Origin of the sequence: Haemophilus haemolyticus M19501, assembly GCF_000222025.1 — a bacterium.
Taxonomy (GTDB): domain Bacteria; phylum Pseudomonadota; class Gammaproteobacteria; order Enterobacterales; family Pasteurellaceae; genus Haemophilus; species Haemophilus haemolyticus_G.
Genome location: NZ_AFQO01000016.1, coordinates 59,665 through 78,571 on the forward strand (window position 1 = coordinate 59,665; position 18,907 = coordinate 78,571).

Consider the following 18,907-nt stretch of genomic DNA (forward strand, 5'->3'; position numbering starts at 1 on the left):
TAAAAAAGCCGATTCAAATGAGTCGGCTTTTATTTTGGGATAGATTTATTTTTCACGATCGTCGATCGTTTGTAGCAAATAATTTCCTTCAGCGTCAGCAAGACTGCGGAAACCTACATTCGTGATTTTGTAGGGATACTTTGTTCGATAAGTAAAGTTTTCGTGATGATGTCCGTGGAATACTTGCTTAACCCTCATCTTCATTGCCAAATCATTGATTACTTGGAAACCCATCGGATGTGGTTTAGGTGCTTCGTGGCAAATCAACACATCTGCTTGTTGGTTTTCTAAGATTTCAATATCGGATGGAAAAATTGACGTGCGATGACGCAAAGGCACGCCGCCTCGCCAGATTTTCTCCTGTGGGCTATATTGGCAATAATGAATAGGATCAAAAAACATGGGGCGATTTGGCGGCATCCAGATTTGCCCGCGGAATACACCGCCTAATCCCGCAATGCGAGTACCTTGAATATCAACTACGCGATTGTGTAAATTCCGTGATTGCCATTCAGAACCCCAAATCGCATCAAAAGCACTAATTGTTTTGCTATCATGATTTCCATGAATAAACCAAATATCACAATGTTGTGCGAGTTTATCCAACTCATTTGTTGTGGTGAGCTGTAAATCGCCTAAAATTATGAGTGCGACATTTTCCTGTTCTCTCACAAAAGGGTAAATATGATCGTAGCTTCCGTGTGGATCACCGGCAAATAAGATCATTGATGTTTTCCTTTTATAACAAATGGACTATTTTGTAATTCACTGATTTCTTCTTCATTTAACACTTTCTCAATGACTGCTTTAACTTGGTTATAACGGTCAAGATAACTTGGCGATTCAATCTCTATGTAAGGGACTTTATATTTATCTAACAGTTTTTTGAGTAGTTGTTGAAATTGTTGGCGTTGTTTTTGTGAGCCTAAGCTACGCAAGCCATCATCCACCCATTCAGTATTGTTTTTCAGCAAAATGGTGACATCGAAGGGATATTCTTTAATCATCGAGTCTAAAAATGGATGGGCTTTTCCTTCATATTGAATGCAGAACGCTTGCGTGGTGATGAAATCCGTATCAATAAATGCAATTTTATGTGCATGGCGTACAGCGTAATCAATGTATCGTTGATGACCAAGAGCCATTTGCGGATAGTCAGAATATTGCATAGCCTGCTCATTACCACCGAGCTTTTCAAATACAAATTCACGTCCGTATTCCCATGCAGAAGTGGTATTAAATACGGCAGCTAACTTATTAACCAGCACGCTTTTACCACTGCTTTCTCCGCCTAAAATCGCCACAGTTTTAGCAAAGAAAGGGCGAACTTCTTTCGGAATAAATTTCCAATATTGGAATGGAGTCGTACGAATTTTAGTTGCGGACACATTAAAGAAAGTGCGGTCAGGATCGACTAACGAAACTTCTAAACCTAAGTATTTCTCGTAAGGCACTTTATCTTGAGGCTCGCTACTAAATACGATTGAAGGTTCAAAATGCTTTTCATTAAATAGCGTTTTAACTGCTTCACTCCAAGATTGCCAGCCATTTGGATAACTCGGAATACCGTCTTCAACCAAATGATGAATAAAAATTTGATTTTTTTGATATTTGAAAATTTGCTGCATCCAACGCAAACGATCTTGCACGGTCGGCATATGTTTCATTTTACTATCGTAAAACAATTTCAAATCACGTTCCGTATCACTACACACGATAACGTGCAGTTCATCGACTTTACTGAACGCCTCATAAATCATATTTATATGGCCTGTGTGTACGGGATAAAATTTCCCGAAAATGACACCGACTTTTTTCTCTTTTGCTTTTGACATAATCCGCTCTTGATAGCGTAAGAATTGAGTGTGTTTATTGTAGGCTAAATGAAAATATTTTTCACGTTCTGATTTAGTGCCTAGGTATTTTGCGTTATACTTAGTGTGCATTCTCAGGGCAGGGCGAAATTCCCTACCGGTGGTAAAGCCCACGAGCGTTTAAAAGTGCGGTCAATTTTTGGCAAATTTTTCTTGCTAAATTGTCCTGAACTTCACTTTTAAAGTCAGCAGATTTGGTGAAATTCCAAAGCCGACAGTAAAGTCTGGATGAAAGAGAATAAAACGAGTTGGGTTCCCAAATCGTTCATTTTATTTGCATTTCTCAGCCCTGATTCTGGTATTTAATTGAAATCTCAAATTAGGAAATTACTATGAATCAGTCAATTTTATCTCCATTCGGCAATACCGCTGAAGAACGCGTACTTAATGCAATTAATGCCTTCAAAAATGGAAATGGCGTATTAGTTTTAGATGATGAAGATCGTGAAAATGAAGGTGATTTAATTTTCCCAGCAGAAACAATCACGCCAGAACAAATGGCAAAATTAATTCGTTATGGCAGTGGCATTGTTTGTTTATGCATTACTGATGAACGTTGCCAACAACTCGATTTACCGCCAATGGTAGAACACAATAATAGCGTAAACAAAACGGCTTTTACCGTAACGATTGAAGCTGCGAAAGGTGTTTCTACAGGCGTATCTGCTGCAGACCGAGTCACAACCATTCAAACGGCGATTGCTGATAATGCAGTTCCAACAGATTTACATCGTCCTGGCCATGTCTTCCCACTTCGTGCCGCAAATGGTGGCGTACTTACTCGCCGCGGACACACTGAAGCGTCCATTGATTTAGCACGTCTAGCTGGATTTAAAGAAGCAGGTGTTATTTGTGAAATTACTAACGACGATGGCACAATGGCTCGCGCCCCTGAAATTGTAGAATTTGCGAAAAAATTTGGTTATTCGGTGCTTACTATTGAAGATTTAGTCGAATATCGTTTAGCACATAATATTTAAAATACAAAAGTGCGGTGAAAATTTCTATGATTTTTTACCGCGCTTTTTATATTATACTGTTCCACTTTTTTATTTATTTGGGTTACTTTTATGCACAGCACAGCACAGCACAGCACAGCACAGCACAGCACAGCACAGCACAGCACAGCACAATTATGTTATTAGTTTAACGACTGAACAAAAACGCCGAAAACATATTACAGAGGAATTCGGTAAGCAAAATATTCCTTTCGCATTTTTTGATGCTATTACGCCCGAAATTATTGAAGAAACTGCTAAAAAATTCAATATTACATTAGATCGTTCTCCTAAAGCCAAGTTATCGGATGGAGAAATTGGTTGCGCATTAAGCCATATTGTTTTATGGGATTTAGCATTAGAAAATAATTTAAACTATATCAATATCTTTGAAGATGATATTCATCTGGGAGAAAATGCTAAAGAATTATTAGAAATTGATTATATTTCTGATGATATTCATGTCTTAAAATTAGAAGCAAATGGCAAAATGTTCTTTAAACAGCCACAATCTGTAAAATGCGATAGAAATATTTATCCTATCACAGTGAAACAATCAGGATGTGCGGGATATACTGTTACAGCGAAAGGGGCTAAATATTTACTTGAATTAGTAAAAAATAAACCACTTGACGTGGCGGTTGATTCTCTTGTTTTCGAGGATTTTTTACATTTTAAAGATTATAAAATAGTACAACTTTCTCCTGGTATTTGCGTTCAAGATTTTGTGTTACATTCAGATAATCCTTTTGAAAGCAGTTTACAAGAAGGACGAGATAGAGTACACGGAAATCAACGCAAGTTTTCTATTTTAGAAAAAATAAAAAATGAATTTGGACGAGTAAAAATAAAAATATTTGGAAAACAAGTTCCATTTAAATAATAAAAGTGCGGTTAAAAATCTTATTAAATTTTAACCGCACTTTTTTGTTTATTTTACTTCTGGTAAATTTACTGCACCTTCGTAGCCTAATTGTCGCCACGCTTCATAAACCGTTACTGCAACCGAATTAGACAAGTTCATACTGCGGCTATTGGCTGTCATTGGAATGCGGATTTTTTGTTCCATCGGCATTTCATTTAAAATTAACATCGGAATGCCACGAGTTTCTGGGCCAAACATTAAATAATCCCCAAGTTCAAATTTTACTTGGCTATGTGCTGGACTGCCTTTTGTTGTGAGTGCCAAGAGACGTTTGGGTTTCTCGCTTTCTAAAAAGGCTTCAAAAGTCTTGTGGCGTTTGATTTCCGCAAATTCGTGATAATCCAAACCTGAGCGGCGTAAGCGTTTATCATCCCAAGTGAAACCAAGTGGTTCAATTAAGTGCAAGCGAAATCCTGTATTGGCACAAAGGCGGATAATGTTACCGGTATTTTGTGGGATTTCTGGTTCATATAAAACAATATCTAACATAATTTTCTCTCTAATTCTGATATAAACGATAACTCACCATTCCTGTCGTTTTTTCTTTCAATAACATCCAGTTTTCTGGTGTGATGAGTGGTTTATCTTTCTCTGTTTCTACGTAAATTAACGCATTGGGTTTTAGCCAATTATTTTCGCAAAGCAAGTTAATTGCTTGTTCTGCTAAATTAAAATGAAAGGGTGGATCTAAAAACACCACATCAAAGTGCGGTTGATTTTGTGGCTGTTTTAGAAAATCCAAACTACTTTGATTAATCACTTCAGCCTGTTCTGATGAGCATTTGAGCGTTTGTAAATTCTTTTTTAATTGATTGGCGACGGTTTTATCTAGTTCTAAAAAAGTCACTTTTTTCGCTTGACGAGAAAGTGCCTCAAAACCTAATGAGCCGCTCCCCGCAAAGCCATCTAAACATTCAGATTGGTGGATATAAGGCATTAACCAATTAAAAAGCGTTTCTTTCACTCTATCGCCAGTTGGGCGTAAGCCTTCTGAACTTAATACGGGAAGTTTTCGCCCTCGCCACAGTCCAGCAATAATGCGAACCTCGCCCTTTGCATTTGGCGTTTGTATTTTTTTCATAAAGATTCGATTTTTATTGAAAATTGTGCTTAGTTTAGACGATTTTTTGCTAGAATGAACGACATTTTTATCGGATTACAGTTAAGAGAGCATTTTATGGCTGAAGAAAATAAAAAAGGCGGATTTTGGGCATCGTTATTTGGGCGTAATAAAAAGCAAGATGAACCTAAAATTGAGCCGAAAATTGAAGAAGAAAAGATTAAAGATGTTGAGCCATCTGTTGAAAAATTTGACGCTAATGATTTAGTCGAAGAAGAAAAAATACAGGAAATTTCAACCGCACTTGAGCCAGTTGCACTTGAGCCAGTCGAAGAAATCATCGAAGCGAAAAATTTAGAAGATGATCTTCAGCCCGTTGTTGAAATTGAAACTCGCGAAAAGCCAAGTGAAGGGAGCTTTTTTAGTCGTTTAGTTAAGGGATTACTGAAAACTAAACAAAATATTGGCGCGGGTTTTCGTAGTTTTTTCTTAGGAAAGAAAATTGATGATGAGTTGTTTGAAGAATTAGAAGAACAACTTTTGATTGCGGATATTGGCGTGCCGACAACAAGTAAAATCATCAAAAATTTGACTGAACATGCAAGTCGCAAAGAATTACAAGATGCCGAGCTTTTATATCAACAATTAAAAGTAGAAATGGCAGATATTCTTGAGCCAGTAGCACAACCGTTAGAGATTGATAGCACGAAAAAACCTTATGTGATTTTAATGGTGGGCGTAAATGGCGTGGGTAAAACAACGACAATTGGTAAGCTTGCACGTAAATTTCAGTCTGAAGGAAAATCAGTGATGCTTGCGGCGGGCGATACTTTCCGTGCGGCGGCTGTTGAGCAGCTTCAAGTTTGGGGAGAACGTAATCATATTCCAGTTGTTGCGCAAAGCACTGGCTCTGATTCTGCATCGGTAATTTTTGATGCGATGCAATCAGCGGCTGCACGCAATATTGATATTCTTATTGCGGATACGGCGGGTCGTTTGCAAAATAAAAATAACTTAATGGACGAACTGAAAAAAATTGTTCGTGTTATGAAAAAATATGACGAAACTGCACCACATGAAATTATGCTTACGCTGGATGCTGGAACAGGACAAAATGCTATTAGCCAAGCGAAGTTATTTAATGAGGCTGTCGGTTTAACAGGAATTTCACTCACAAAATTAGACGGCACGGCAAAAGGCGGCGTGATTTTTGCCATAGCCGATCAGTTTAAGTTGCCTATTCGTTATATTGGCGTGGGCGAGAAAATTGAAGATTTACGTGAGTTTAATGCCAAAGAATTTATTGAGGCATTATTCGTTCATGAAGAAGAATAAAAAGAATAAGGAAAAATTGTGATTAAGTTCTCAAATGTTTCTAAAGCCTATCATGGTGCAACGCAGCCAGCGTTACAAGGCTTGAATTTTCATCTTCCTGTGGGAAGTATGACTTATTTGGTTGGACATTCAGGTGCAGGGAAGAGTACATTACTCAAGCTTATTATGGGGATGGAAAAAGCCAATGCTGGTCAAATTTGGTTTAACGGGCACGATATTACTCGTTTGTCAAAATATGAAATTCCATTTCTGCGTCGCCAAATCGGTATGGTTCACCAAGATTATCGTTTATTAACAGATCGTACTGTGGTGGAAAATGTGGCATTGCCGTTGATTATTGCAGGTATGCATCCAAAAGATGCGAATACTCGAGCAATGGCATCTTTAGATCGAGTAGGATTGCGTAATAAAGCGCACTATTTGCCACCACAAATTTCTGGCGGGGAGCAGCAACGTGTTGATATTGCGCGTGCGATTGTGCATAAACCTCAACTTTTATTAGCAGATGAACCAACGGGTAATTTAGACGATGAACTTTCTTTAGGCATTTTTAATTTGTTTGAAGAATTTAATCGTCTCGGAATGACAGTGTTAATTGCTACTCACGACATTAATTTAATTCAACAAAAACCAAAACCTTGTCTTGTGCTTGAACAAGGTTATTTACGTTATTAAGGAATAATCATGAGCCGATCAACGGATGCATCTGTTTTTGTTCAAACAGCCTATACTTTGCGTGCAGTATGGGTAGATTTATGGCAACGTAAATTTGGCACGCTGCTCACGATTTTGGTTATTGCTGTGTCTCTGACAATCCCAACCGTGAGCTATTTAATGTGGAAAAATTTACATTTAGCGACCACTCAATTTTATCCTGAAAGTGAATTGACGATTTATCTTCACAAAAATTTAAGTGAAGAAGATGCGAATTTAGTGGTAGAGAAAATTCGTCAGCAAGAAGGGGTGGAATCCCTTAATTATGTTTCTCGTCAAGAAAGTTTAAAGGAATTTAAAAGCTGGTCTGGCTTTGGCGAAGAATTGGAAATTTTAGATGATAATCCATTGCCTGCGGTCGTGATGGTAAAACCGACGAGCGAATTTAATGTGTCAGAAAAACGTGATGAATTACGTACCAATTTAAATAAAATCAAAGGGGTACAAGAAGTTCGCTTGGATAATGATTGGATGGAAAAATTAACCGCACTTTCTTGGTTAATTGCTCATGTGGCAATTTTCTGTACTGTATTAATGGCGATAGCGGTATTTCTGGTTATTGGTAACAGTATCCGCTCTGATGTGTATAGTAGCCGATCAAGTATTGATGTGATGAAATTGCTTGGTGCAACAGATCAATTTATTCTCCGTCCTTACCTTTATACAGGGATGATTTATGCTGTATTAGGTGGATTAGCCGCTGCAATTTTTAGTAGTTTTATTATCAGCTATTTTACTTCTGCAGTGAAATATGTAACGGATATTTTTGCCGTCCAATTCAGTTTGAATGGATTAGGTGTTGGCGAATTTATATTCCTATTAGTGTGCTGTTTAATTATGGGCTATGTTGGGGCGTGGATTTCTGCAAAACGGCATTTATCGGTGTTAGATAATCGTTATTAATTGAAGATGTTAAAGTGCGGTTATTTTTCAATATATTTTTTGAAAGAGAAATTATGGAGAAAAATAACCGCATTTTTTATTTGTTTTGAATAAATTCCTTGCAATTTGTTTAACTTTTGTGTAGCATTCACGGGCTTTCAATGTGAGAGCCGTTTAATGTAATCATTTATTAAACGAGTATTACGATATGTAATACTAACAATGTTTCCGATTTGGAGACTATATAACAGGTAACTTGCACCTCCTTTTCTATTTTGAAGTTAGAATTGTGATTGGTGTTAGTTTTTTATTAGCTAAATTTTATTGGAGCTCTGGTCTAATGCAGAACCAAAGAATCCGTATCCGCTTAAAAGCTTTCGATCACCGTTTGATCGATCAATCTACTGCGGAGATCGTAGAAACAGCTAAACGTACTGGTGCACAAGTTCGTGGTCCAATTCCTTTACCAACTCGTAAAGAGCGTTTTACCGTGTTGATTTCTCCACACGTGAACAAAGATGCGCGTGATCAATACGAAATTCGTACACACAAACGTTTAGTAGATATCGTAGAGCCAACAGAAAAAACTGTTGATGCATTAATGCGTTTAGATTTGGCTGCCGGCGTGGACGTGCAGATCAGCCTAGGTTAATTAAGAGGTTATTACAATGATTGGTTTAGTCGGTCGTAAAGTTGGTATGACCCGTATCTTCAATGAAGACGGTGTTTCTGTACCAGTTACCGTTATCGAAATCGAAGCCAACCGCGTAACTCAAGTTAAAACTCTTGAAAACGATGGCTATACTGCAGTTCAAGTTACTACTGGTTCTAAAAAAGCGAATCGTGTAACTAAACCTGAAGCAGGTCATTTCGTGAAAGCAGGTGTTGAAGCTGGTCGCGGTTTATGGGAATTTCGTACTGAAGGTGAAGAATTCACTTTAGGTCAAGAAATCAATGTTGACATCTTTGCAGATGTTAAAAAAGTAGATGTTACTGGTACTTCTAAAGGTAAAGGTTTCCAAGGTGGTGTTAAACGTTGGAACTTCCGTACTCAAGATGCTACACACGGTAACTCTTTATCACATCGTGTACTTGGTTCTATTGGTCAAAACCAAACTCCAGGTCGTGTGTTTAAAGGTAAAAAAATGGCAGGACATTTAGGTGCTGAGCGTGTAACCGTTCAATCACTTGAAGTTGTTCGTGTAGATGCTGAGCGTAAATTGCTATTAGTAAAAGGTTCTGTACCTGGTGCTATCAATGGCGATGTTATCGTTAAGCCAGCAGTTAAAGCATAAGTCTAGGAGATAGAGATGGAATTACAAGTTGTAGGTGCAAACGCACTAACTGTTTCTGAAACTACCTTCGGACGTGAGTTTAACGAAGCTTTGATTCACCAAGTTGTTGTTGCTTATGCAGCAGGTGCTCGTCAAGGTACTCGTGCGCAAAAAACTCGTGCTGAAGTGTCTGGTTCAGGTAAAAAACCTTGGCGTCAAAAAGGTACAGGTCGTGCTCGTGCTGGTGATATCAAATCACCAATCTGGCGTTCTGGTGGTATAACCTTCGCGGCTAAACCACAAGATCACAGCCAAAAAGTGAACAAGAAAATGTACCGTGGTGCTATCAAGAGCATTCTTTCTGAATTAGTTCGTCAAGACCGTTTAGTGGTTGTTGAAAAATTCGAATTAGATGCACCAAAAACTAAAGTTTTAGTACAAAAATTAAAAGATTTAGCAGTTGAAGATGCATTAATTATCACAGCAAGCTTAGATGAAAATCTATTCTTAGCAGCGCGTAACTTATACAAAGTTGATGTACGTGATGTTCAAGGTATCGATCCAGTTAGCTTAATCGCTTTCGATAAAGTGATTGTTACTGTTGATGCTGTGAAACAAATTGAGGAGATCCTAGCATGAGTCAAGAACGTTTGCTAAGCGTGCTACGTGCACCGCACATCTCTGAAAAAGCAACGAACAATGCTGAAAAATCTAACACTGTTGTACTTAAAGTTGCTTTAGATGCGAACAAAGCTGAAATTGCTGCTGCTGTTGCTCAATTATTTGAAGTAAAAGTTGACTCAGTTCGTACTGTGGTTGTTAAAGGTAAAACTAAACGCCGTGGTAACAAAATGGGTCGTCGCAGCGACTGGAAAAAAGCTTATGTAACTTTAGCCGAAGGCCAAAACTTGGACTTCGTGGACAGTGCAGAGTAATCGGAGGAAATTAGAGAATGGCTATCGTTAAATGTAAGCCGACCTCCGCTGGTCGTCGTCACGTTGTTAAAATCGTGAACCCTGAATTACACAAGGGTAAACCTTACGCACCTCTTCTAGATACTAAATCTAAAACTGGTGGTCGTAACAACTATGGTCGTATTACTACTCGTCACATTGGTGGCGGTCACAAACAACACTACCGTTTAATCGATTTCAAACGTAACAAGTTAGACATCCCAGCGGTTGTTGAGCGTTTAGAATATGATCCAAACCGTTCTGCTAACATTGCTTTAGTGCTTTATAAAGATGGTGAACGCCGTTATATCTTAGCACCTAAAGGTTTGTCAGTAGGCGATCAAATCCAAGCTGGTGTAAACTCACCAATTAAAGTGGGTAACTCATTACCAATGCGTAATATCCCAGTTGGTTCAACAGTACATAACGTTGAATTAAAACCAGGTAAAGGCGGTCAAATCGCTCGTTCTGCTGGTGCTTATGTACAAATCATCGCACGTGAAGGCAACTATGTAACTTTACGCTTACGTTCTGGCGAAATGCGTAAAGTATTAGCTGAATGTGTTGCAACAATCGGTGAAGTTGGTAACTCAGAACATATGCTTCGCGTATTGGGTAAAGCTGGTGCTAACCGCTGGAGAGGTATTCGCCCTACAGTTCGTGGTACTGCAATGAACCCAGTAGATCACCCACACGGTGGTGGTGAAGGTCGTAACTTTGGTAAACACCCAGTAACTCCTTGGGGCGTTCAAACCAAAGGTAAGAAAACTCGTCACAACAAACGTACTGATAAATATATCGTACGTCGTCGTGGCAAATAATAGATTAAATTAAAAGAGGATTAGCCATGCCACGTTCTCTCAAGAAGGGTCCTTTCCTTGACCTACACTTGTTGAAGAAGGTAGAGAAGGCGGTGGAAAGCGGGGATAAAAAACCAATCAAAACTTGGTCCCGTCGTTCAATGATCATTCCATCAATGATCGGATTGACCATCGCAGTCCATAATGGTCGTCAGCACGTTCCTGTTTATGTATCTGATGAAATGATCGGTCATAAGCTTGGTGAATTTGCACCGACTCGTACATACCGCGGTCACGCGGCAGATAAGAAAGCTAAGAAATAAGAGGTAAATAGATGGAAACTATCGCAAAACATCGTTACGCTCGCACTTCTGCCCAAAAAGCTCGCTTAGTTGCCGATTTAATTCGTGGTAAAAAAGTTGCGCAAGCATTAGAAATCTTAACTTTCACTAACAAAAAAGCAGCAGCTTTAGTGAAGAAAGTTTTAGAATCAGCTATTGCAAACGCAGAGCACAATGACGGTGCAGATATCGATGATCTTAAAGTTGCTAAAATCTTCGTTGATGAAGGTCCTAGCATGAAACGTGTTATGCCACGTGCTAAAGGTCGTGCAGATCGTATTTTAAAACGTACTAGCCACATTACTGTGGTTGTGTCAGATCGTTAATAAGTAGAGGAATAGCAATGGGTCAAAAAGTACATCCACATGGTATTCGCCTAGGTATTGTTAAACCTTGGAGCTCTACTTGGTTCGCGAATACACAAGACTTCGCTGACAATCTTGAAGGCGATTTCAAAGTACGCAAATTCTTAAATAAAGAATTAGCAAATGCTTCAGTTTCACGTATTACTATTGAGCGTCCAGCTAAAAGTATTCGTGTAACTATTCACACAGCTCGTCCTGGTATCGTAATCGGTAAAAAAGGCGAAGATGTTGAAAAATTACGTAACGCAGTGTCTAAAATCGCTGGCGTTCCTGCTCAAATCAACATTGCTGAAGTGAAAAAACCTGAATTAGATGCGAAATTAGTTGCAGATAGCATCGCTTCTCAATTAGAACGTCGTGTAATGTTCCGTCGTGCAATGAAACGTGCGGTACAAAGCGCTATGCGTTTAGGTGCTAAAGGTATCAAAGTTGAGGTTAGCGGTCGTTTAGGTGGTGCAGAAATCGCACGTTCAGAATGGTATCGTGAAGGTCGCGTACCTCTACATACTCTTCGTGCGGACATCGATTATAACACTGCAGAAGCTCACACAACTTACGGCGTAATCGGCGTTAAAGTGTGGATCTTCAAAGGTGAAATTCTTGGTGGAATGGCTGCCGTTGCGCAATCAGAACAACAACCTGCCGACAAGCCTAAAAAGGCTCCTCGCGGTAAAGGTCGTAAGTAAGGAGAAACGCTAAATGTTGCAACCAAAACGTACAAAATTCCGTAAAGTTCACAAAGGCCGCAACCGTGGTATCGCGGGCGGTACTGAAGTTAGTTTCGGTACTTACGGTTTAAAAGCAGTTGGTCGTTGTCGTTTAACCGCTCGTCAAATCGAAGCGGCACGTCGTGCAATGTCACGTGCAGTAAAACGTCAAGGTAAAATCTGGATTCGTGTATTCCCAGATAAACCAATTACTGAAAAACCATTAGAAGTCCGTATGGGTAAAGGTAAAGGTAACGTTGAGTACTGGGTAGCCTTAATCCAACCGGGTAAAGTGCTTTATGAAATGGATGGTGTGTCTGAAGAAGTAGCAAGAAACGCATTTGCATTAGCAGCTGCTAAATTGCCAGTTAAGACCACTTTCGTAACTAAGACGGTGATGTAATGAAAGCTCAAGATTTACGTACAAAAAGTGTTGAAGAGCTGAATGCTGAATTAGTAAACCTTTTAGGTGAACAATTCAAGTTGCGTATGCAGACAGCCACCGGTCAGCTTCAACAAACCCATCAGGCTAAACAAGTGCGTCGTGATATTGCACGTGTAAAAACTGTATTAACCGAAAAGGCGGGTGAGTAATGACTGATAAAATTCGTAGCGTACAAGGTAAAGTTGTTAGCGACAAAATGGAAAAATCTTTCGTTGTTGCTATTGAACGTAAGGTAAAACACCCTTTATATGGTAAATTTATCCGTCGTACAACTAAATTACACGTACACGATGAGAACAATGAAGCCAAAGTTGGTGATACCGTAGAGATTCGCGAATGTCGCCCTCTATCAAAAACCAAATCTTGGACTTTAGTTCGTGTTGTTGAGAAAGCAGTAATCGCTTAATTCACAATGTAACAATAAAAGGCCAATGGTTAATTCCATTGGCTTTTTTTACATTTAAAGTATTGTAAATTTCAACCGCATTTTTAGTAAATGGGTCAAGAGGATAAAGGTAAATTATCATTGCCTTTCTCTTTTTCTTTTGATAAAATCCGCCACCTATCCGCCATTCTATCTGAATAGTGTGGATGGGTTCGTCCCGAAAGGGTGTTTTTTTAATCTTAACGGAGCACTAATATGATCCAAGAACAGACTATGCTGGATGTTGCTGATAATTCAGGCGCTCGCAGCGTAATGTGTATCAAGGTTCTAGGTGGATCGCACCGTCGTTATGCTGCGATTGGTGACATCATCAAAATTACTGTAAAAGAAGCAATTCCACGCGGTAAAGTAAAAAAAGGTGATGTATTAAAAGCAGTTGTTGTGCGCACCAAGAAGGGTGTTCGTCGCCCAGATGGCTCAGTTATTCGTTTCGATGGTAACGCTTGTGTAATTTTAAATAATAACACTGAGCAACCAATCGGTACTCGTATTTTTGGACCAGTGACTCGTGAACTTCGCTCTGAGAAATTCATGAAGATCATTTCTTTAGCTCCAGAAGTACTGTAAGGGGAATGTAATGGCTGCTAAAATCCGTCAAAATGATGAAGTAATTGTTCTTACTGGTAAAGATAAGGGCAAACGTGGCAAGGTAACTAAAGTGTTACCAAACGGTAAAGTGTTTGTTGAAGGTATCAACATCATTACTAAACATGAAAAACCAGTTCCTGCATTAGGAAAAGCTGGTGGTTTAGTGAAAAAAGAAGCTGCAATTGACGCTTCAAATGTTGCGATTTTCAATCCTAAAACAAATAAAGCTGACCGTATAGGTTTTAGATTCGAAGACGGCAAAAAAGTACGTTTCTTCAAATCTAACAATGAAATTATCTAACAAACTGGAGTAATGCGATGGCGAAACTGCATGATTACTACAGAGATCAAGTAGTAAGCGAATTAAAAAATAAATTCGGCTACAAATCTGTCATGCAAGTCCCACGAATCGAAAAGATTACCCTGAATATGGGTGTGGGTGAAGCATTGACCGACAAAAAATTGCTAGACAACGCAGTAGCGGACCTAGCAGCAATCAGCGGTCAAAAACCTTTAGTAACTAAAGCCCGTAAATCTGTTGCTGGCTTTAAAATCCGTCAGGGATATCCAATCGGTTGTAAAGTAACACTACGCGGTGAGCGTATGTGGGAGTTCTTTGAACGTTTAATTACAATTGCTGTTCCACGTATTCGTGACTTCCGCGGTTTAAGCGCGAAATCATTCGATGGTCGTGGTAACTATAGCATGGGTGTGCGTGAACAAATCATCTTCCCTGAAATCGATTACGATAAAGTAGATCGTGTACGTGGTTTAGATATCACTATCACAACTACTGCTAAGAATGATGAAGAAGGTCAAGCACTACTTGCTGCCTTTAATTTCCCATTCCGTAAATAAGGCAGGTTATAATGGCTAAACAATCAATGAAAGCACGCGATGTAAAACGCGTTAAATTGGCTGAAAAATTCTACGCAAAACGTGTTGAATTAAAGAAAATCATTTCTGATGTCAATGCCTCTGATGAAGATCGTTGGGATGCAGTGTTAAAGTTACAAACTTTGCCACGTGATTCTAGCCCATCTCGTCAACGTAACCGTTGCCGCCAAACTGGACGTCCTCATGGCGTTTTACGTAAGTTTGGTTTAAGCCGAATTAAGGTTCGTGAAGCTGCGATGCGCGGTGAAATCCCTGGTCTTAAAAAGGCGAGCTGGTAATATACCACTTTATTTTGGAATCGGAGAAAAAGTACAATGAGTATGCAAGATCCAATCGCAGATATGCTGACCCGTATTCGTAACGGTCAAGCTGCGAATAAAGTTGCGATCAATATGCCTTCATCCAAGCTAAAAGTGGCAATCGCCAATGTATTAGCTGCTGAAGGTTATATCGAAAGCGTTAAAGTTTTAGAAGGTGCAAAACCTGAATTGGAAATTACTTTAAAATATTTCCAAGGTAAACCGGTTGTAGAAAGCATCCAACGTGTAAGCCGTCCTGGTCTTCGTATTTACAAACGTAAAGACGAATTACCAAAAGTGATGGGTGGTTTAGGTGTTGCAGTTGTTTCTACATCTAAAGGTGTTATGACTGACCGCGCTGCTCGTCAAGCAGGTTTAGGCGGTGAGATTATCTGTTACGTAGCTTAATAGAGAGGTAGGAAAATGTCTCGTGTTGCAAAGGCACCTGTTAATATTCCTGCCGGCGTTGAAGTTAAACTCGACGGTCAGCTATTAACAGTAAAAGGTAAAAATGGCGAGTTATCTCGCGAAATTCACAAATCAGTTGAAGTAAAACAAGATAACGGACAATTTACTTTCACACCTCGTGAAGGTTTTGTTGAAGCGAATGCTCAATCGGGTACAGCTCGTGCATTAGTTAATGCAATGGTTATCGGTGTTACTGAAGGCTTCACTAAGAAATTAGTATTGGTGGGTGTTGGTTACAGAGCTCAACTTAAAGGCAATGCAATTGCATTAAGTTTAGGCTATTCTCACCCAGTAGAGCACACTTTGCCGGCAGGTATTATTGCAGAATGTCCATCTCAAACCGAAATCGTGTTGAAAGGTGCAGACAAACAGTTGATCGGTCAAGTTGCAGCAGATATTCGTGCTTATCGCCGTCCTGAACCTTATAAAGGTAAAGGGGTACGTTACGCTGATGAAGTGGTACGTATCAAAGAGGCTAAGAAGAAATAATTAAGGTAACACTATGGATAAGAAATCAGCTCGTATCCGTCGTGCAGCTCGTGCACGTCATATGATGAGAGAGCAAGGTGTAACTCGTTTAGTTATTCACCGCACTCCACGTCATATTTATGCACAAGTTATTGCACCAAACGGTTCAGAAGTGCTTGCCGCTGCTTCAACTGTTGAGAAAGCAATTCGTGAGCAAGTAAAATACACCGGTAATAAAGATGCCGCTGCTGCAGTAGGTAAAGCTGTTGCAGAACGCGCATTAGCAAAAGGCGTTCAAGCTGTTGCTTTTGATCGTTCCGGTTTTAAATATCATGGTCGTGTCCAAACTTTAGCGGACGCTGCACGTGAAGCTGGTCTACAGTTCTAATGAGGTAAATTGAGATGTCAAACATCGAAAAACAAGTTGGTGAACTGCAAGAGAAGCTAATCGCAGTAAACCGTGTATCAAAAACTGTAAAAGGTGGTCGTATTATGAGTTTCACTGCATTAACTGTGGTGGGCGATGGTAATGGCCGAGTAGGTTTTGGTTATGGTAAAGCACGCGAAGTTCCAGCAGCGATCCAAAAAGCAATGGAAAAAGCACGTCGTAATATGATTAACGTTGCTTTGAATGAAGGTACATTACAGCATCCAGTTAAAGGTGTACATACTGGTTCACGTGTATTTATGCAGCCAGCAAGTGAAGGTACAGGTATCATCGCTGGTGGTGCAATGCGTGCAGTATTAGAAGTTGCAGGTGTACGTAACGTTCTTTCTAAAGCGTATGGTTCTACCAACCCAATTAACGTTGTTCGTGCAACTATTGATGCATTAGCAAACATGAAATCACCAGAAATGGTTGCTGCAAAACGCGGTAAAACTGTTGATGAAATCTTGGGGTAATGAATAATGGCTAAAACTATTAAAGTAACACAAGTTCGTAGCTCAATTGCTCGTTTACCGAAGCATAAAGCTACCTTGCGTGGTCTTGGTCTTCGCCATATGCACCACACTGTTGAGTTAATTGATACGCCTGCAGTACGTGGTATGATTAACCAAGTTTCATACATGGTTAAAGTGGAGGAGTAAGAGATGCGTTTAAATACTCTATCTCCGGCTGAAGGTTCAAAGCATAGCGCTAAACGCCTCGGTCGTGGTATTGGTTCAGGTTTAGGCAAGACTGGTGGCCGTGGTCATAAAGGTCAAAAATCTCGTACTGGTGGCGGTGTTCGTCGCGGTTTCGAAGGTGGTCAAATGCCGTTATACCGTCGTTTACCAAAATTTGGTTTTACTTCAATGAAAGCTGCAGTAACTGCAGAAGTTCGTTTGAATGAGTTAACCAAAGTTGAAGGTAATGTAGTAACCTTAGAAACATTAAAAGCAGCAAATATCTTAACTAAAGATATCCAATTCGCTAAAGTAGTTTTAGCGGGTGAAGTGAAATCTGCAGTAACAGTTCGTGGTTTGCGTGTAACTAAGGGTGCAAAAGCAGCAATTGAAGCTGCTGGCGGTTCAGTTGAGGAATAATTAGCAAATGGCTAAACAACCAGGTTATCAAGCAAGAAGTACTAATAGCGGTAAAGGTGAATTAAAAAGCCGATTACTTTTCGTTTTAGGTGCGCTTATCGTTTACCGAATTGGTTCTTTCATTCCGGTTCCTGGTATTGATGCGGCTGTGCTAGCTCAATTAGTTGAACAACAAAAAGGCACCATCATTGACATGTTTAATATGTTCTCTGGTGGTGCATTAAGCCGTGCATCTATCTTAGCATTAGGTATTATGCCGTATATCTCGGCATCTATTGTAATTCAGTTGCTTGCAACGGTTTCTCCTGCTTTAGCAGAATTAAAGAAAGAAGGTGCTGCTGGTCAACGTAAAATTTCTAAGTATACTCGGTATGCGACAGTTGTTTTTGCAACCATTCAGGCAGTAGCTATTTCAACAGGCTTACCAAATATGTTACCTGGCTTAGTGCCAAACGTTGGATTTGGTTTTTACTTCACTTCGGTTGTTAGCTTAGTAACTGGAACTATGTTCCTCATGTGGTTAGGTGAACAAATTACTGAAAGAGGTATTGGTAACGGTATTTCAATTCTTGTTTTTGGCGGTATCGTAGCTGGTTTACCATCAGCTATACTTCAAACTATTGAGCAGGCTCGTCAAGGACAGATGCATCCATTAGTGCTTCTTCTGATCGCAGCTATTGTATTTGCAGTAACTTATTTCGTTGTTTTTGTTGAAAGAGGACAGCGTAGAATTCGCGTTGAATATGCAAAGCGTCAACAAGGTCGTCAAATTTTAGGTGGTCATTCGACACATTTACCATTGAAAGTAAATATGGCAAACGTAATGCCGGCAATTTTTGCCTCAAGTATTATTTTATTTCCTGCTACCTTAACTCAATGGTTTGGACAAAATGATAAGTTTGAGTGGTTAAATAACTTATCTATGCTGTTGAATCCTGGTCAGCCTCTTTATTTGCTTGTTTATGCTGTAGCAATTATTTTCTTTAGCTTCTTTTACACTGCAATGCAGTATAATCCGCGAGATACAGCAGATAATCTAAAAAAATCTGGTGCATTTATTCCAGGAATTAGACCAGGGGAACAAACATCTCGTTATATTGATAAAGTTATGACTCGTCTTACACTGATTGGCGGTCTTTATGTAACGTTTGTGTGTTTAGTTCCTTATATTATGACATCGGCTTGGGATGTTAAATTTTACTTCGGTGGAACATCTCTTTTAATTGTAGTCGTTGTAATTATGGATTTCATCGTGCAGGTTCAGAGTCACTTAATGTCGTCTCAATATGAATCTGCGTTGAAAAAAGCAAACCTAAAAGGTTTTGGACAATAATTGTTCATTTAGTAGAAAAGGATAAGCAATGAAAGTTCGTGCTTCCGTAAAGAAAATGTGTCGTAACTGTAAAATTGTTAAACGTGAAGGTGTTGTACGTGTATTGTGCAGCGATCCTAAACATAAACAACGTCAAGGTTAATTCATATTTTTTCTTGCAAAGAACCAGTTGAGCAGTTATACTGCTCAACTCATTTATGTCCTTGGTA

General features: G+C 39.3%; 31 protein-coding genes, 1 pseudogene and 1 riboswitch. Of the genes and pseudogenes, 28 read left to right on the plus strand and 4 right to left on the minus strand.

The features are described from left to right. Positions 1 to 45: 45 nt before the first annotated feature. Complete coding sequence (locus GG9_RS00730) at positions 46 to 726, minus strand: metallophosphoesterase family protein (RefSeq protein WP_005632743.1); 681 nt, start codon at positions 724 to 726, stop codon at positions 46 to 48. After that, positions 723 to 1,964, minus strand: a pseudogene (nadR, locus tag GG9_RS00725) (multifunctional transcriptional regulator/nicotinamide-nucleotide adenylyltransferase/ribosylnicotinamide kinase NadR); the annotation flags it as partial. The gene GG9_RS00730 and the pseudogene nadR, both read right to left, overlap by 4 nt. Further along, a riboswitch (FMN riboswitch) is annotated at positions 1,941 to 2,118 on the plus strand. It overlaps the preceding pseudogene by 24 nt. Positions 2,119 to 2,206: 88 nt before the next feature. On the opposite strand from nadR, the gene ribB reads away from it, so the two are divergent. Together ribB and GG9_RS0108995 are read left to right on the plus strand one after the other, a co-directional pair. Then, complete coding sequence (gene ribB, locus GG9_RS00720) at positions 2,207 to 2,854, plus strand: 3,4-dihydroxy-2-butanone-4-phosphate synthase (protein ID WP_005632745.1); 648 nt, start codon at positions 2,207 to 2,209, stop codon at positions 2,852 to 2,854. A 160-nt stretch (positions 2,855 to 3,014) separates the two neighbouring features. Further along, the gene (locus tag GG9_RS0108995) at positions 3,015 to 3,755 is read left to right on the plus strand and encodes a glycosyltransferase family 25 protein (protein WP_237702631.1); all 741 of its coding nucleotides are present in this window, start codon (positions 3,015 to 3,017) and stop codon (positions 3,753 to 3,755) included. Positions 3,756 to 3,803: 48 nt separating this feature from the next. Here GG9_RS0108995 and trmL read toward each other — a convergent pair whose 3' ends face one another. Both trmL and rsmD read right to left on the minus strand, forming a co-directional pair. Beyond that, a complete protein-coding gene (gene trmL, locus GG9_RS00715) occupies positions 3,804 to 4,286 on the minus strand; it encodes a tRNA (uridine(34)/cytosine(34)/5-carboxymethylaminomethyluridine(34)-2'-O)-methyltransferase TrmL (protein ID WP_005632747.1) in 483 nt (160 codons plus the stop codon). A gap of 10 nt (positions 4,287 to 4,296) precedes the next feature. Next, positions 4,297 to 4,878, minus strand: coding sequence for a 16S rRNA (guanine(966)-N(2))-methyltransferase RsmD (gene rsmD, locus GG9_RS00710; protein WP_005632748.1), 582 nt, complete (start codon positions 4,876 to 4,878; stop codon positions 4,297 to 4,299). 96 nt (positions 4,879 to 4,974) lie between these two features. On the opposite strand from rsmD, the gene ftsY reads away from it, so the two are divergent. From ftsY to rpmJ, 26 genes are all read left to right on the plus strand, one after another. Next, positions 4,975 to 6,192, plus strand: a complete 1,218-nt coding sequence (gene ftsY, locus GG9_RS00705) for a signal recognition particle-docking protein FtsY (protein WP_005632749.1) — start codon at positions 4,975 to 4,977, stop codon at positions 6,190 to 6,192. A gap of 18 nt (positions 6,193 to 6,210) precedes the next feature. Then, positions 6,211 to 6,867 carry a cell division ATP-binding protein FtsE gene (gene ftsE / locus GG9_RS00700; RefSeq protein ID WP_005632750.1) on the plus strand — a complete coding sequence of 219 codons (657 nt, stop codon included), beginning with the start codon at positions 6,211 to 6,213 and terminating at the stop codon, positions 6,865 to 6,867. Between the two features lie 9 nt (positions 6,868 to 6,876). Then, complete coding sequence (ftsX, locus tag GG9_RS00695) at positions 6,877 to 7,809, plus strand: permease-like cell division protein FtsX (RefSeq protein WP_005632751.1); 933 nt, start codon at positions 6,877 to 6,879, stop codon at positions 7,807 to 7,809. Positions 7,810 to 8,128: 319 nt separating this feature from the next. Then, positions 8,129 to 8,440 (plus strand): 30S ribosomal protein S10, encoded by a 312-nt coding sequence (gene rpsJ / locus GG9_RS00690; RefSeq protein ID WP_001181005.1) that lies wholly within the window; start codon positions 8,129 to 8,131, stop codon positions 8,438 to 8,440. A gap of 16 nt (positions 8,441 to 8,456) precedes the next feature. After that, on the plus strand, positions 8,457 to 9,083 hold the full coding sequence (gene rplC, locus GG9_RS00685) for a 50S ribosomal protein L3 (RefSeq protein ID WP_005632753.1): 627 nt from the start codon (positions 8,457 to 8,459) through the stop codon (positions 9,081 to 9,083). Between the two features lie 15 nt (positions 9,084 to 9,098). Continuing rightward, positions 9,099 to 9,701 carry a 50S ribosomal protein L4 gene (rplD, locus tag GG9_RS00680; protein ID WP_005625901.1) on the plus strand — a complete coding sequence of 201 codons (603 nt, stop codon included), beginning with the start codon at positions 9,099 to 9,101 and terminating at the stop codon, positions 9,699 to 9,701. After that, on the plus strand, positions 9,698 to 9,997 hold the full coding sequence (gene rplW, locus GG9_RS00675) for a 50S ribosomal protein L23 (protein WP_005632756.1): 300 nt from the start codon (positions 9,698 to 9,700) through the stop codon (positions 9,995 to 9,997). The genes rplD and rplW overlap by 4 nt, the downstream gene beginning before the upstream one ends. 17 nt (positions 9,998 to 10,014) lie before the next feature. After that, positions 10,015 to 10,836 (plus strand): 50S ribosomal protein L2, encoded by an 822-nt coding sequence (rplB, locus tag GG9_RS00670; protein ID WP_005625898.1) that lies wholly within the window; start codon positions 10,015 to 10,017, stop codon positions 10,834 to 10,836. 26 nt (positions 10,837 to 10,862) lie between these two features. Next, entirely contained in the window at positions 10,863 to 11,138 is a 276-nt protein-coding gene (rpsS, locus tag GG9_RS00665; RefSeq protein ID WP_005539416.1) for a 30S ribosomal protein S19, read from the plus strand. Positions 11,139 to 11,149: 11 nt separating this feature from the next. Next, positions 11,150 to 11,482 (plus strand): 50S ribosomal protein L22, encoded by a 333-nt coding sequence (gene rplV, locus GG9_RS00660; RefSeq protein ID WP_005625897.1) that lies wholly within the window; start codon positions 11,150 to 11,152, stop codon positions 11,480 to 11,482. Positions 11,483 to 11,499: 17 nt separating this feature from the next. Then, positions 11,500 to 12,207 carry a 30S ribosomal protein S3 gene (gene rpsC, locus GG9_RS00655; protein WP_005625894.1) on the plus strand — a complete coding sequence of 236 codons (708 nt, stop codon included), beginning with the start codon at positions 11,500 to 11,502 and terminating at the stop codon, positions 12,205 to 12,207. Positions 12,208 to 12,220: 13 nt separating this feature from the next. Beyond that, positions 12,221 to 12,631: a 50S ribosomal protein L16 gene (gene rplP / locus GG9_RS00650; protein WP_005625890.1), complete on the plus strand. Its 411-nt coding sequence runs from the start codon at positions 12,221 to 12,223 to the stop codon at positions 12,629 to 12,631. Continuing rightward, a complete protein-coding gene (gene rpmC / locus GG9_RS00645) occupies positions 12,631 to 12,822 on the plus strand; it encodes a 50S ribosomal protein L29 (RefSeq protein WP_005625888.1) in 192 nt (63 codons plus the stop codon). The genes rplP and rpmC overlap by 1 nt, the downstream gene beginning before the upstream one ends. Next, positions 12,822 to 13,079, plus strand: a complete 258-nt coding sequence (rpsQ, locus tag GG9_RS00640) for a 30S ribosomal protein S17 (RefSeq protein ID WP_005625886.1) — start codon at positions 12,822 to 12,824, stop codon at positions 13,077 to 13,079. Before rpmC ends, rpsQ begins: the two co-directional genes overlap by 1 nt. A gap of 234 nt (positions 13,080 to 13,313) precedes the next feature. Beyond that, positions 13,314 to 13,685 carry a 50S ribosomal protein L14 gene (gene rplN, locus GG9_RS00635; RefSeq protein ID WP_005548786.1) on the plus strand — a complete coding sequence of 124 codons (372 nt, stop codon included), beginning with the start codon at positions 13,314 to 13,316 and terminating at the stop codon, positions 13,683 to 13,685. A gap of 10 nt (positions 13,686 to 13,695) precedes the next feature. Next, positions 13,696 to 14,007 (plus strand): 50S ribosomal protein L24, encoded by a 312-nt coding sequence (gene rplX / locus GG9_RS00630; RefSeq protein WP_005632759.1) that lies wholly within the window; start codon positions 13,696 to 13,698, stop codon positions 14,005 to 14,007. 17 nt (positions 14,008 to 14,024) lie between these two features. Then, positions 14,025 to 14,564, plus strand: coding sequence for a 50S ribosomal protein L5 (rplE, locus tag GG9_RS00625; protein ID WP_005625881.1), 540 nt, complete (start codon positions 14,025 to 14,027; stop codon positions 14,562 to 14,564). Positions 14,565 to 14,575: 11 nt separating this feature from the next. Next, positions 14,576 to 14,881: a 30S ribosomal protein S14 gene (gene rpsN, locus GG9_RS00620; protein ID WP_005625879.1), complete on the plus strand. Its 306-nt coding sequence runs from the start codon at positions 14,576 to 14,578 to the stop codon at positions 14,879 to 14,881. 36 nt (positions 14,882 to 14,917) lie between these two features. Continuing rightward, positions 14,918 to 15,310 (plus strand): 30S ribosomal protein S8, encoded by a 393-nt coding sequence (rpsH, locus tag GG9_RS00615; protein WP_005632761.1) that lies wholly within the window; start codon positions 14,918 to 14,920, stop codon positions 15,308 to 15,310. Between the two features lie 15 nt (positions 15,311 to 15,325). Beyond that, complete coding sequence (gene rplF / locus GG9_RS00610; protein ID WP_005632763.1) at positions 15,326 to 15,859, plus strand: 50S ribosomal protein L6; 534 nt, start codon at positions 15,326 to 15,328, stop codon at positions 15,857 to 15,859. A 13-nt stretch (positions 15,860 to 15,872) separates the two neighbouring features. After that, positions 15,873 to 16,226 (plus strand): 50S ribosomal protein L18, encoded by a 354-nt coding sequence (rplR, locus tag GG9_RS00605; RefSeq protein WP_005625873.1) that lies wholly within the window; start codon positions 15,873 to 15,875, stop codon positions 16,224 to 16,226. Between the two features lie 14 nt (positions 16,227 to 16,240). Beyond that, positions 16,241 to 16,741, plus strand: coding sequence for a 30S ribosomal protein S5 (gene rpsE, locus GG9_RS00600; protein WP_005625871.1), 501 nt, complete (start codon positions 16,241 to 16,243; stop codon positions 16,739 to 16,741). A 6-nt stretch (positions 16,742 to 16,747) separates the two neighbouring features. Further along, entirely contained in the window at positions 16,748 to 16,927 is a 180-nt protein-coding gene (gene rpmD / locus GG9_RS00595) for a 50S ribosomal protein L30 (RefSeq protein ID WP_005543631.1), read from the plus strand. Positions 16,928 to 16,930: 3 nt separating this feature from the next. Beyond that, positions 16,931 to 17,365, plus strand: a complete 435-nt coding sequence (rplO, locus tag GG9_RS00590) for a 50S ribosomal protein L15 (RefSeq protein WP_005632765.1) — start codon at positions 16,931 to 16,933, stop codon at positions 17,363 to 17,365. Between the two features lie 7 nt (positions 17,366 to 17,372). Continuing rightward, the gene (gene secY, locus GG9_RS00585) at positions 17,373 to 18,698 is read left to right on the plus strand and encodes a preprotein translocase subunit SecY (protein ID WP_005625869.1); all 1,326 of its coding nucleotides are present in this window, start codon (positions 17,373 to 17,375) and stop codon (positions 18,696 to 18,698) included. Positions 18,699 to 18,726: 28 nt separating this feature from the next. Then, the gene (rpmJ, locus tag GG9_RS00580; protein ID WP_005625868.1) at positions 18,727 to 18,840 is read left to right on the plus strand and encodes a 50S ribosomal protein L36; all 114 of its coding nucleotides are present in this window, start codon (positions 18,727 to 18,729) and stop codon (positions 18,838 to 18,840) included. The last annotated feature ends 67 nt before the right edge of the window (positions 18,841 to 18,907 follow it).